16 protein-coding genes, 2 tRNA genes and 1 riboswitch are annotated in these 12,291 nt (G+C 39.1%); of the genes, 9 read left to right on the top strand and 9 right to left on the bottom strand.

Going from position 1 to position 12,291, the window contains the following annotated elements; translation table 11 throughout:
* Window positions 1-15 precede the first annotated feature (15 nt).
* Window positions 16-678: an elongation factor P hydroxylase gene (locus tag F931_RS14435; RefSeq protein WP_016142044.1), complete on the bottom strand. Its 663-nt coding sequence runs from the start codon at window positions 676-678 to the stop codon at window positions 16-18.
* 96 nt (window positions 679-774) lie between these two features.
* On the opposite strand from F931_RS14435, the gene F931_RS14430 reads away from it, so the two are divergent.
* The 6 genes from F931_RS14430 (at window position 775) to lysM (ending at window position 4,444) form a co-directional block, all read left to right on the top strand.
* Window positions 775-1,335 (top strand): YceD family protein, encoded by a 561-nt coding sequence (locus F931_RS14430; RefSeq protein ID WP_016142043.1) that lies wholly within the window; start codon window positions 775-777, stop codon window positions 1,333-1,335.
* Window positions 1,336-1,409: 74 nt separating this feature from the next.
* On the top strand, window positions 1,410-1,595 hold the full coding sequence (gene rpmF, locus F931_RS14425) for a 50S ribosomal protein L32 (protein WP_000290730.1): 186 nt from the start codon (window positions 1,410-1,412) through the stop codon (window positions 1,593-1,595).
* A gap of 151 nt (window positions 1,596-1,746) precedes the next feature.
* The gene (gene fabD, locus F931_RS14420; protein ID WP_016142042.1) at window positions 1,747-2,733 is read left to right on the top strand and encodes an ACP S-malonyltransferase; all 987 of its coding nucleotides are present in this window, start codon (window positions 1,747-1,749) and stop codon (window positions 2,731-2,733) included.
* Complete coding sequence (gene fabG, locus F931_RS14415; protein ID WP_002120395.1) at window positions 2,730-3,464, top strand: 3-oxoacyl-ACP reductase FabG; 735 nt, start codon at window positions 2,730-2,732, stop codon at window positions 3,462-3,464. Before fabD ends, fabG begins: the two co-directional genes overlap by 4 nt.
* Before the next feature lie 84 nt (window positions 3,465-3,548).
* On the top strand, window positions 3,549-3,785 hold the full coding sequence (gene acpP / locus F931_RS14410; RefSeq protein WP_001279871.1) for an acyl carrier protein: 237 nt from the start codon (window positions 3,549-3,551) through the stop codon (window positions 3,783-3,785).
* 185 nt (window positions 3,786-3,970) lie between these two features.
* A complete protein-coding gene (lysM, locus tag F931_RS14405) occupies window positions 3,971-4,444 on the top strand; it encodes a peptidoglycan-binding protein LysM (RefSeq protein WP_016142041.1) in 474 nt (157 codons plus the stop codon).
* Between the two features lie 44 nt (window positions 4,445-4,488).
* Here the strand turns inward: lysM and thiED are convergent, their stop codons facing one another.
* Window positions 4,489-5,256, bottom strand: coding sequence for a hydroxymethylpyrimidine/phosphomethylpyrimidine kinase (gene thiED / locus F931_RS14400; protein WP_016142040.1), 768 nt, complete (start codon window positions 5,254-5,256; stop codon window positions 4,489-4,491).
* A 97-nt stretch (window positions 5,257-5,353) separates the two neighbouring features.
* Here thiED and F931_RS14395 point away from each other — a divergent pair, with 97 nt between their 5' ends.
* Window positions 5,354-6,028 (top strand): HAD-IA family hydrolase, encoded by a 675-nt coding sequence (locus F931_RS14395; protein ID WP_016142039.1) that lies wholly within the window; start codon window positions 5,354-5,356, stop codon window positions 6,026-6,028.
* A 58-nt stretch (window positions 6,029-6,086) separates the two neighbouring features.
* Here the strand turns inward: F931_RS14395 and ribB are convergent, their stop codons facing one another.
* Window positions 6,087-6,746, bottom strand: coding sequence for a 3,4-dihydroxy-2-butanone-4-phosphate synthase (gene ribB, locus F931_RS14390; protein ID WP_016142038.1), 660 nt, complete (start codon window positions 6,744-6,746; stop codon window positions 6,087-6,089).
* A 90-nt stretch (window positions 6,747-6,836) separates the two neighbouring features.
* Window positions 6,837-6,987: riboswitch (FMN riboswitch) on the bottom strand.
* A gap of 176 nt (window positions 6,988-7,163) precedes the next feature.
* Here ribB and F931_RS14385 point away from each other — a divergent pair.
* Window positions 7,164-8,948 (top strand): DUF2157 domain-containing protein, encoded by a 1,785-nt coding sequence (locus tag F931_RS14385; protein WP_016142037.1) that lies wholly within the window; start codon window positions 7,164-7,166, stop codon window positions 8,946-8,948.
* A complete protein-coding gene (locus F931_RS14380; protein ID WP_016142036.1) occupies window positions 8,945-9,496 on the top strand; it encodes a GDYXXLXY domain-containing protein in 552 nt (183 codons plus the stop codon). Before F931_RS14385 ends, F931_RS14380 begins: the two co-directional genes overlap by 4 nt.
* 57 nt (window positions 9,497-9,553) lie before the next feature.
* Here F931_RS14380 and panD read toward each other — a convergent pair whose 3' ends face one another.
* The 6 genes from panD to F931_RS14350 all read right to left on the bottom strand — a co-directional run bounded on the left by panD (window position 9,554) and on the right by F931_RS14350 (window position 12,289).
* Window positions 9,554-9,934 (bottom strand): aspartate 1-decarboxylase, encoded by a 381-nt coding sequence (panD, locus tag F931_RS14375; protein WP_016142035.1) that lies wholly within the window; start codon window positions 9,932-9,934, stop codon window positions 9,554-9,556.
* 131 nt (window positions 9,935-10,065) lie between these two features.
* Window positions 10,066-10,647, bottom strand: a complete 582-nt coding sequence (gene pth / locus F931_RS14370) for an aminoacyl-tRNA hydrolase (protein WP_016142034.1) — start codon at window positions 10,645-10,647, stop codon at window positions 10,066-10,068.
* A gap of 20 nt (window positions 10,648-10,667) precedes the next feature.
* Window positions 10,668-10,964: a 50S ribosomal protein L25 gene (gene rplY / locus F931_RS14365; protein ID WP_016142033.1), complete on the bottom strand. Its 297-nt coding sequence runs from the start codon at window positions 10,962-10,964 to the stop codon at window positions 10,668-10,670.
* A 97-nt stretch (window positions 10,965-11,061) separates the two neighbouring features.
* Window positions 11,062-12,012, bottom strand: a complete 951-nt coding sequence (prs, locus tag F931_RS14360) for a ribose-phosphate pyrophosphokinase (RefSeq protein WP_002120445.1) — start codon at window positions 12,010-12,012, stop codon at window positions 11,062-11,064.
* A gap of 36 nt (window positions 12,013-12,048) precedes the next feature.
* Window positions 12,049-12,123, bottom strand: a tRNA-Gln gene (locus tag F931_RS14355).
* Between the two features lie 91 nt (window positions 12,124-12,214).
* Window positions 12,215-12,289 (bottom strand) — tRNA-Gln (locus F931_RS14350).
* Window positions 12,290-12,291 lie beyond the last annotated feature (2 nt).

Below are 12,291 nucleotides of genomic sequence, written 5' to 3'. Positions count from 1 at the left end.
TAGTTTTTTTGTCAATTAATCAAGGAGTTCACGTTTAAATTCATTTAATTGTAAAGGTGTACCTGAACGTGTACATTGGCAAATAAAACTAATAAATGCTGCTGCATCACGGGGTAGCTTGGCTTCACCCGAAAAGTAACGTTGCACTTGAGCATAGACATTATCTTTAAATAGTTTGCCATCTCCGCTATCACCTGTCAGGTTATCGAGAGATACTCTAAATTTTCTGCCAAAAGATTGTGCAAATAACCATTCAATTGCTTGAGGCTTAATTTCTACTTGTTCAAATAAACTTTGCTGTTCTTGGGTACGACCATCAGGTGCATACCAATATCCTAAATCTGGTAATAGACGTCTCTTTTCACCCGCAATAGACCAATGACTAATTTCATGTAAGGCACTATTAAAGAAACCATGAGCAAATTGAATCTTGGCAGGGTCTTTATTTGTTGCAGGGAAATATTCTGGTTCAAAATCTCCACGAACTAATGTCACATTATGGTGGGAAAACCAGTGATTAAAGTGTAAAATAAGCCAATCAACTTGCTCAGACTCCGATTTTGAGCTTGACCATGGTGAGAGTTGCACTGGGTCAGGTACAAGCGTGTTCTGATGGGTTGAATGGGTGCAAACGAGTAATGAAGTGTTAACTTCAGGTTGCGGCTGCAACAGGTGCATTGCTTAATTTACCCCGAGTTCTGTCTAAAGAAGTGCAAAATTGTATCTTAATCTTTGACAGAGTACCGATGAATTTGTAGAATTGCCGCCTTAATTATGTCAGCAAATACCTTTCCGGCACAGATTGAGCCGTTTAAATGGGCTGAACAAGGCTTTACATGGTCAGGTCAACTGCCCTTGTCTCGCTTTGCTCGTATCGCTCGTGAAGCTGTTGGATCAATTGATAACCAATTGATCAACATAGACTGTAAGCTATCAATAGATGCATATCATCGCATTGTGTGGATGGACGGTCATATGGACACGAAAGTTCCAATGGAGTGCCAACGTTGTTTGGAACCTGTTGAAATGCCTCTTGTCTTAGACTTCCATATTGCATTAGTGGATGATGAGTCACTGATAGAGCGCTTGGATGAGGATGCTGATTTCATCGTTTTAGGTGAAAGTGAGTCTTCGACGAAAGGTGATTATGATACGCCTGCCTCGATTAACTTACTCGCATTACTAGAAGATGAACTGTTATTGTTGATGCCTTTATCTCCCAAGCATGATGCTTGTGAACATAAACATCAGCCTACCATTCAAAATGTTGTCGAAGAAAAACGGGATAACCCGTTTGATGTTTTGGCAGGTTTGAAGGGTAAACTTAACTCATAATTTATGTTATAATTGTGAGATAAGACAACTGAATTTGTTCTGATCCATTTTTTCGATCTTTGTAAGGAGCCATCATGGCCGTTCAGCAAAACCGTAAAAGTCGCTCTCGCCGTGACATGCGCCGTTCACATGACGCTTTAACCGAGAATGCATTAACAGTAGACCAAGCAACTGGTGAAACTCATCGTCGTCACCACGTGACTAAAGACGGTTTCTACCGTGGTCGTCAATTATTCGCTAAAGCAGCTGATGCTGAATAATTGCATGATATGCATTAAGCGTGATGCTTAAGTATAGAAAAAATGGGAGCGAAAGCTCCCTTTTTTTGTTGTTTTTCGCAATTATAAATATATAAATAACATGTTAAATTTCCGCTCCAGAAATGAGTGAAAACCCAAAAAAGGATTTCTTATGTCTGCTAAACGTCTTGAACAAGTAGCTTTAGCCACAAAAACTGCGTTTGTGTTTCCTGGTCAAGGTTCACAAAAAGTCGGTATGCTTGCTGAACTAGCTGAACAGTTTAGTGGGGTCGGGCAAACCTTTGCGGAAGCTTCAGATGCTCTTGGATTTGATCTGTGGCATATTGCGCAAAGTGGTGAAGGTCTCGACCAAACAGAAAATACCCAACCTGTGTTATTAACTGCCAGTATCGCTTTATGGCGTGTATGGCTTGATTTAGGTGGTCTGGCCCCTAAGTATCTTGCAGGACATTCATTAGGTGAATACAGTGCATTGGTTGCTGCAGGCTCTATGAGCTTGGCAGATGCAGTTAAATTAGTTAACTTGCGTGGCAAACTGATGCAAAGTGCCGTTCCTCAAGGGGAAGGGGCTATGGCTGCAATTCTTGGTTTGGCTGATGAAAAAGTGGTTGAGCTTTGTCAAACTGTGAGTGCGTCAGGTGAGGGTTCTGTCGAAGCTGCAAACTATAATTCACAAGGCCAAGTTGTAATTGCGGGTAGTACTGCATCTGTACAACAAGTTATGGCATTAGCAAAAGAACAATCTGCTAAAGCAATTGCTTTACCTGTATCGGTTCCTTCGCATTGTTCTTTAATGAAACCTGCTGCAGAGAAATTTGCAGAAGCTTTGGAACAAACTGCCATTGAGCTACCTACCATTCCTGTAATACAAAATGTCAACGCGGGAATAGCTACCGATGTTGCTCAATTGCGTCAGGCGTTAACTGCTCAATTGTACCAGTCTGTACAATGGACAGATACGATGCAGTTTTTACAAAACCAAGGCATACATTACATTGTTGAATGTGGTCCTGGTACAGTATTGAGTAATCTCGCAAAGCGTTTACCAAATATCGAAAAAGCTTTTTCTATTGATAGTAAGAGCAAAATGGAAGATGCCCTAAATGCTGTTTTAGTGGCAGAAGGAAAAATTGCATGACACAAGAACGCAAAGTTGCATTAGTAACGGGCGCGAGTCGGGGTATTGGCGCTGCCATTGCCCAGCAACTTATTCAAGACGGTTATTTTGTTGTAGGTACTGCGACTTCTGAATCTGGTGCACAAAAGTTAAGTGATAGCTTTGGTGAGCAAGGTGCAGGTTTGGCGCTCGATGTGCGCAATCTCGATGAGATTGAAGCAGTCGTTTCTCATATTGAACAGAACTATGGTCCTGTACTTGTTCTAGTTAACAATGCAGGTATTACGAAAGACAATTTGTTGCTTCGTATGTCTGAAGATGATTGGGATGACATTCTCAATATTCACCTGAAAGCAGTTTATCGTTTATCTAAACGTGTGCTTAAGGGGATGACTAAGGCACGTTTTGGTCGAATTATTAATATCAGTTCTGTTGTAGCTCACTTTGCAAACCCAGGCCAAGCGAACTATTCTGCTGCTAAAGCAGGTATTGAAGCATTCAGCCGTAGCCTTGCAAAAGAGATGGGCAGCCGCCAAATTACTGTAAACAGTGTGGCACCCGGTTTTATTGCAACAGAAATGACAGATGCACTTAGTGAAGACATTCGCAAAAAAATGAGTGATCAAGTGGCTTTAAATCGCTTAGGTGAGCCACAAGATATCGCAAATGCGGTGAGTTTCCTTGCAAGTGATAAAGCAGGTTACATTACCGGTACGGTATTACATGTAAATGGTGGTTTATACATGGCCTAACGCCGATGTATAAACTTTTAAAAATTTTTATATTCAATTAAACTAGTGGCAAATTAAACGCCACAAGCAATGAGGAGAATTCCTGTGAGCGATATCGAACAACGCGTTAAACAAGCGGTTGCAGAACAACTTGGTCTTAAAGCTGAAGAGATTAAAAACGAAGCATCTTTTATGGATGACTTAGGTGCTGACTCTTTAGATTTAGTTGAACTTGTTATGTCTTTCGAAAATGACTTCGACATCACTATCCCTGATGAAGATTCTAACGAAATCACTACAGTTCAATCTGCAATTGACTATGTAACTAAAAAACTTGGTTAATTCGCATATTGCTGAATAAAAAGAAGGCCACCGTAAGGTGGCTTTTTTTATGAGAGAAAAAATTAAGAGATACATATTTTTACAAGATCAACCTCAATTGATAGCAGAGGCATGACTTTTTTGAAGTATAACAATAGAGGTCAGTTTAATGACTTTACTATAAACAATAATATGAGGACTAAAAGATGGGTCTTTTTGATTTTGTAAAAGGTATTGGTAAGAAAAATACCGCTCCAGCAGAACCACAACCAGCTCCGGCAACACCAGCAGAACCTTCTGCACAAGAAGTTGCAAATAAATTATTAGGTTTAATTAAAAGTTTAGGCTTAGGGGTAGAGGGCTTATCTGTAACCTATAACGGTACTACCGATACCGCGACTATTAAAGGACAGGTAAAAAGCCAAGCAGATAAAGAAAAAATTATTCTTATTGTTGGGAACATTGATCATGTGGCACAAGTAGATGACCAGATGACTGTTGCAACGCCTGAACCAGAAAGTAAATTTTATACAGTAAAATCTGGTGACAACCTTTCAAAAATTGCGAAAGAAGTTTACGGTGATGCAAATCAGTATCCAAAAATCTTTGAAGCAAATAAACCAATGTTAAAAGATCCTGATGAGATTTTCCCAGGACAAGTTTTACGTATTCCTCAATAATTGAGGTTAATAAAAAGGCGCTTAAAGCGCCTTTTTTGTGCTTTTTAAAAACGTTTTGGAATCTTTTGTCCGTTTGGTACAGGGGTATCAGCATTTTTTAAAACACCGAATAACCATGTTTCAGCATGTTGTACCGCAATTTTTAACGAATCACCTAAAGCTAAACGCCCTGCGATAAAGCTAGCTAATGAACAACCTGATCCGTGATATTCACCTTCAAGGCGAGGACAGCTACTAGTCGCTGCCAGTTCACCGTTAATGTATAAACTATTTTTAATATGATCTGGTGTATCTTCGTGTCCACCTTTGACTAAAACAGCTTTAGCACCCATTTCAAATAACTTTTGAGTGGCTTGATCTAAATCAGTAATACCTGTTAAAGCGCGTAATTCAACGGTATTTGGAGTAATAATCGTTGCTAGAGGAATAAGCTCAACGAAAGCTTTAACCAGAGTTGCCTGATCACCTAAAGAACCACCACTGTTTGCGACTAAAACAGGATCAAGTACATATTGGTAGTCAGGATGTGCACGAAGAAATTCAGCTAGAGCAGCAATATTATCTGTAGTGCCAAGCATGCCAGATTTAACGCATTTAATGGGTAAGTCACCTACCACTGCATTTGCTTGTGCTAATAAAAGTTCTTTTGAGGTTGCTTCGAAGCCAAATACTTGTTGTGAGTTTTGAATGGTGAGGGCAGTACATGCAATTGCTGCATGGGCACCACTTTGTCCAATTGCTTCGATATCGGCTTGTAAACCTGCACCACCTGAAGGGTCTAAACCCGAGAAACAAAGTACGGTTGGACGCACGGTTATTTCCTTTTCAATTTAAATTTACGTTAGTATAAGAGAGTTTGATTAAACTCTCGACCAATTGAATTAAATACTTTACTGGGTTAGTGATTGAATGGCTATAAAACATATTTTGATTGATTTAGATGGAACCTTAACAGACCCAAAAGTTGGAATCCATACTTCAATTCGCTATGCAATGGATAAGTTAGGTTATCCCTTGGCTGCCGATTTAAATATTGACTGGACAATTGGTCCCCCGTTAAAAGCTTCATTAGCGAAACTTCTAGACACACAAGATGATGCTTTAGCTGAACAAGCTTTACTTGCTTATCGTGAGCGTTTTTCGGTTACGGGTTTATTTGAAAATGAAGTATATCCATCTGTTGCGCAAACACTTAATACATTAAAAGAAGAGGGATATCGCTTATTTGTCGCAACCGCTAAACCAACGATTTATGCAAAACGTATCTTGGATCATTTTGAATTAAGCCAATACTTTGTACATATTTACGGTAGTGAGTTAACAGGTGAACGGACCAATAAAGCTGAGCTTATCCATTATATTCTTGAGCATGAGCAACTAAACCCTGAAGAATGCTTAATGGTGGGTGACCGTCAATATGACGTTTTAGGTGCACGCTATAATAGTATTGAGGCGGTAGCAGTAACTTATGGTTATGGAACACCTGAAGAGCTCGCTCAAGCACAACCAAAAGCAATGATTACGCAATTTTCTGAACTTTTGGACTATGTTGAAGGGCAGGCAACCCAAAAGAAAGTATCTTAAATATTATTAAATTTTAATTTGAAGGTTTGGCTTTGATCTAAAGCCAAACCTTTTTTATTTAAATATCGTGTTGTTGACGGTATTGAACAAGTTCTTCAATCGTAATCACAGTTAAGTGATGAGTTTGAGCGTATGCTAAAACTTGAATGCCTGATGCCATAGTACCGTCTGGGTTAGTTAATTCACATAACACACCAGCAGGTTTTAGGCCTGCTAATCTTGCTAGATCAATTGTTCCTTCAGTGTGACCTCGACGAGTAAGCACACCACCATTACGTGCACGTAAAGGAAAAACGTGGCCTGGACGATTAAGATCACTTGCGACAGCACCATCTTTAATTGCAGTTTGAATGGTAGTAACACGGTCTTTAGCTGACACACCGGTAGTCACACCTTGAGCTGCTTCAATGGTCACTGTAAAAGCAGTATGAAACTGACTTGAGTTTTGAGAAACCATTGGAGGGAGTTCTAGATGATCTGCTAGCTCTTCTGTAAGGCATAAACATACAATCCCTGAGCCATCACGGATCATACGTGCCATTGTTTCTACTGTTAAAGTTTCGGCTGCCACAATTAAATCTGCTTCATTTTCGCGGTCAAAGTCATCCATAACCAAGACAGGTTTGCCTTGACGGATATCTTCTAATGCTTGTTGAATACGTTGTTCAGCAGGAGAGAGGGCTGAGAAAAAAAGTTCTGGTTGAATTAAGCTAGACATAATGAAACGCTCTCGTAAAAATACGGTGGAACATTTCAGGACTGATGTAAAAACAGGCTGGCACTGAAATAAAACGGATTTATCCCAGTTCGTCGTCTTCTTTCATCCGGACTATACCGTCGGCTTTGGAATTTCACCAAATCTGCTCAAATTACACAATTTAAGCTCGTGGGCTTGTTAATCTAATTATAAAAATTAACTTTACCACCGGTGGGGAATTACACCCCGCCCTGAAGCGATGGGTTTTATTATAGCGCGCTTGATAAAATTGGCTAGATGCTTTTATAGAATGCTAAGTTTCTTTATGAATAAGTATTTGCATAAATAGAATTAGGCTTTTTAACAAGAGCTTACTTGTTGATATGAAAATGGAATGCTATGTTTTTTATAGAAAATTATAAATAAAATAGGTGTTTCATGCAGATAAGAGACGATTACCCTCTTACCAGTAGCTCATTTATTCAGCATCTCCATATTTTCAGTTATGTATTTATGGCGGTAAGTATTCTGTATTTAATTGCTGCTAACTGGTTAATGCTTCCAGGCAGTATTCAACTCGCTATCCCGCCCGCTATATTAGTTGTCACAGCTTGGTTCAGTGTAAAAGATACTTTAAGTGATGGGGTTAGACAGACCTTACATAGCGTTTGTGGTTTGATGATAGGCTTAAGTCTGGCTGTAATTGGACAAGTTTATCAAACTGGGGCAGACAGTTATTTGCTTTTTTTAATTTGGACATTGCTTTTATTACCGTGGTTATACCGCCCGAATATTGGCATCTTCGCTTTAATTTGTATTACCAGCCAACTTACACTTTTTTTATTTTTTAAGCAGACTTTTTGGTTAGAAAAATTTCCGTATTTATACCTATTCATTTTAAATTTATTAAGCCTTATAGAATTTTGGATATGTATAAAGAAATATCGTGCTTTAAGATTTGTCTTTATCGCTTGGTTTGCAGTTATTTCAATCATTGGAATGATTCAATATTTATCGAATGAGAATATTCCTTATCTGATCTCTGCTTTCTGTTCAGGAATAATGGCTTTTTACTATTTCTTCAAAAAAGACGATCAATTATGTGCCAGTTTAATGGCTGCTGTTCTTGGTGTAACAGCCACCATATGGCTTGTAGATGGGATTAATCATCTGTTTAAAGATTCTAATGAGTTCATCTTTTTATTGATTGCGGGCATTATTTTTATTTGGTTTGCGCTGATTAGCTATCTTTTAATAAAAATTTTTCGTCAAAGCCGCTTTTATATCATTCCAATGGCAATTGGTGCTTGGCTTGCGGGTTTAGCGCTTGCAGCTTTTACGCTCGTGTTTTGGAAGGCTATTTCTTTAGTCATTGGAATTATTTTTGTAGCATTCGCTATCGTGCTTTTAAAAAAATCGCAACGTTATTTCTTTCGACAATTTGCTTATTGTTTATTTATCAGTGGACAGACTGCTTTCTTATTTCACCTTGGTTCAGAAACAGATCAGATGCTATGGGTTTTAATTGCACAGATTTTTATTCTATGTATTAGTTATTTCCTTAAACCGCATTGGTTCTTCATTTTAATTCAAATGCTTGCTACGTATGGCATAGCTTTTATCTATTTGCTACAACTGGACCATTCATTATGGTCAATACATTCTACTCAAACCTATTTAAATTTAACTTTGCTCAATTATTTTGTTTTTAGTTTGGTGCTCTTACCTAAGAGAAAGTCACTAGCTCTATATGAGCGTAGTATTTTTTTATGTGTGCTAGTCGTCATTCTAGTCGCTTCTTTTTTCGATACTTTTATGGGGCTCGTTCCAGAAAATTCGATAGATCAACATAGGTGGGTTCTATATTTTCTGCCTAGTGTTTGGTTACTTTGCTTTAGTGTTTTTCATTTATATAGACAACTTCAGGGAATCACTTTTTTCGCTTTTTTAATTTTTGGTGTGTTACTTATTGCATTGGGATATTTCGAAATTTTCATATTGTTTACTATTTTAACGTGGGCATTAAAAAGTAAAGATCGGATTGTTTATGGAGTTAGCTTAGCTGTATTCGTTTTAGTGTTCTGGCAGCTCTATTACAACCTACAAATAACTTTTCTAGCTAAGAGTTTATCTATTTTTATTTCTGGTGTTTTTCTATTGGCACTGTCGTGGTTGCTTCACCGTGAAAATAAAAATGGTCTTATTGGAGGAGAGAAAGAATGAAGAAGTATTTTTCTCTAATTCTTGCATTAGCCACGATGTTATTTTTCGCAACGTTAGTAGTCAAAAATGAATGGCATCTGCACCATAGTAGAAGTATTTTCATTGAGCTTAAACCAGTTGATCCTCGTTCAATCTTACAAGGTGACTATATGGCACTCGCTTATGAATTACATTTACAATCTCTTAAAGCTCTTTCAGGAAGTGAGAGTGAGGCTATAGATCAGGTGATTTTTAATCATTCTTCCATTCCAGCGAAAGTTATATTGGATTCACAAAATCGTGTAGTTGGTACAGTTCTAGATACTAACAATTCATTTACTGGGCAAAGATTAATTTTAAAAAATCCTGAAAATCGTTTACAGGCTTTATATCCATCCTCGCGGAGTTTCTTATTTGCAGAAGGCTTGGCTCAATGTTATGAAAAAGCCAAATATGCTGAATTTAAGGTAAATCCTAAAGGCGAAGCGATTCTATCTGATTTGCGAGGGGAAGGGCTTCAACCTTTAAATTGTGAAAAACAAAAGAATTGGTGGGAAGGAACTATTTAGGATTTATAAAAATAAAAAAGCCCGTCGATGCGGGCTTTTTTATTTTTAAATTTTTAATTAGGCAACTTGTACAGGAATGCAATTCGCTGTGTGGTTGACTGTATTATCTGGGTTTGCATATACCAAACGTGGTTTGTGAGCATTTGCTTCAACTTCGGTGAAATCACCAAACGTAGCAATAATAACTAAATCGCCAACATCTGCTTGATGTGCAGCACCGCCGTTTACTGAAATAATGCCAGAGTTATCTTCACCACGAATCGCATAAGTCGTGAAGCGTTTGCCATTGGTTACATTCCAAACATGAATTTCTTCATATTCACGAATACCAGCTAAATCCATCAATACGCCATCAATTGCACAAGAACCTTCATAGTGAAGCTCAGCATGGGTTACAACTGCACGGTGAATTTTGCATTTTAATAAACGAGATAGCATGGCTAGCGTCTCCTGAGTAGACCTAAGATGTAGATCTTATGGTGAAATCTTTAGCTTTTGCGGTTGGCAAAGTGGCTGATGCGCATTTTGCTCCTAAAAAAGCAAGATAGCAAGCATGATTGTTCAACAATTTAAGTGGGTTTATATGCATTAATTTGATTCATGGCCTGAGGAACTTGTCCTTGAACAAGTAACTTCACTTTAGAAAGGGCATGATCAATTGCTGCATCCATCAGACTTTGTTCACTACTTGGTGCTTTTCCAAGTACGTGGCCTGAAACTCTCTCTTTGGAGCCAGGATGTCCGATCCCAATTCGTAAACGGTGAAAATTTGGACCAATATGAGGGACAATGTCACGTAAACCATTATGACCACCATGACCACCGCCTGTTTTAAGGCGAATCACACCAGGGTTCATATCAAGTTCATCATGAGCAATCAAAATTGCTTCGGGAGCAATTTGATAAAATTTTGCAAATGGAACTACACTTTGGCCAGAACGGTTCATAAATGTAGTGGGTAGAAGTAGACGGACATCGTGTCCTTCTATGTTACCACGTCCACTGATTCCGTGAAATTTCGGATCATTTTTTAATGTAATGCCATATTTATCAGCAAGCTGTTCAATGAACCAAAAGCCTGCATTATGGCGGGTTTGGGCATATTCTGAACCAGGATTGCCCAAACCAACAATTAGCGAAATATTTGACACTAATCTACGCCTTTAAACACTTATGCGCGTTTGAAGTCAGCGTGCATAGGAGTGTTTTTAGATGGGTGACGTTGTAACGCTTGGATTTTAACGTTTTCAACTTTGTCGCCCACTTTGATTTCTACAACTTCTTCAAAGAAAGCATTGTTTTCTAAAGCTTTTACAAGCTCACGAAGTTCTAAAGTAACAGTTACAGGCTCAGCATTGCCACCATAAATGATAGCTGGAATTAAAGCTTCGCGACGAAGGCGGCGGCTCGCACCTTTCCCTTGTTTGTCTTCAGCACGCGCTTGAGCGTTTAATACGAAGTTTGCCATGAGTAAATCCTCATTAAAGTTTAAATAGACTAAACTTGCGACCAGTTTAGTGATAGAAAACCCCAGCCAAGGCTAGGGTTTAGAAAAAGCTGCAATATTATAAACTATCGAACATTGCACTGATAGACTCTTCGTTATTAATACGACGAATCGTTTCAGCAACCATGCTAGCAACAGAAACCTGACGGATCTTGCCTAAGGTCAATGCTTCTTCAGAAAGAGGAATGGTATCAGTCACAACCAGTTCATCAATAACTGAATTACGTAAGTTTTCAATAGCCTTACCTGATAGTACAGGGTGAGTTGCATACGCAACTACACGACGTGCACCAAATTGCTTAAGCGCATCAGCTGCTTTACACAATGTACCAGCAGTATCAACCATATCGTCTACGATAACGCAATCACGATCTTTTACGTCACCAATTAAGTGCATAACTTGCGACTCATTGGCTTTCTGACGACGTTTATCAATAATTGCTAAATCGATGTCACCCATCTGTTTGGCAACAGCACGCGCACGTACTACACCACCAACGTCAGGAGAAACCACCATAAGGTTGTCATGTTGTTGTTGACGTAAGTCAGCAAGCAAAGCAGGAGTACCGTAGATGTTATCGACTGGAATATCGAAGAAACCTTGAATTTGGTCAGCATGTAAGTCGATCATCACGACACGGTCAATACCAACAGTGGTAAGCATGTCTGCGACAACTTTAGCTGTAATCGGCACACGTGCAGAACGTGGACGACGGTCTTGGCGAGCATAACCAAAATAAGGGATGACAGCGGTAATACGACCAGCACTTGCACGACGCAAAGCATCTGCCATAACCAAGATTTCCATAAGGTTATCATTGGTAGGGGCACAAGTAGGCTGAACGATAAATACGTCTTTACCACGAACATTTTCAGTAATTTCTACTGAAATTTCTCCATCAGAAAAGTGACCGACTGATGCAGCACCTAGAGGGATATGTAAGTGACTTACGACTTTTTGAGCGAACTGTGGATGAGCATTTCCACTAAAAACGACAAGATTGGGCATGAAGCACCCTTGGCGGTTGGTATGTAATGAAATAGATGGCAGGGGCGGCTGGATTCGAACCAACGGATGCCGAGATCAAAACCCGGTGCCTTACCACTTGGCGACGCCCCTAATGCGGCAGAACTTTAATATTTTTGCAATGCAATGTCAAGATTAATCAACAAAAAGCATAGCAATTAAGTCTGTCTTTAAAATAAGAGAATGGCAGGGGCGGCTGGATTCGAACCAACGGATGCCGAGATCAAAACCCGGTGCCTTACCACTTGGCGACGCCCCTAA

Source organism: Acinetobacter pittii ANC 4050 (genome assembly GCF_000399685.1).
GTDB lineage: Bacteria > Pseudomonadota > Gammaproteobacteria > Pseudomonadales > Moraxellaceae > Acinetobacter > Acinetobacter pittii_E.
Note: the sequence above shows the minus strand (reverse complement) of the source record. Positions and strands in the feature narration are given on the sequence as shown.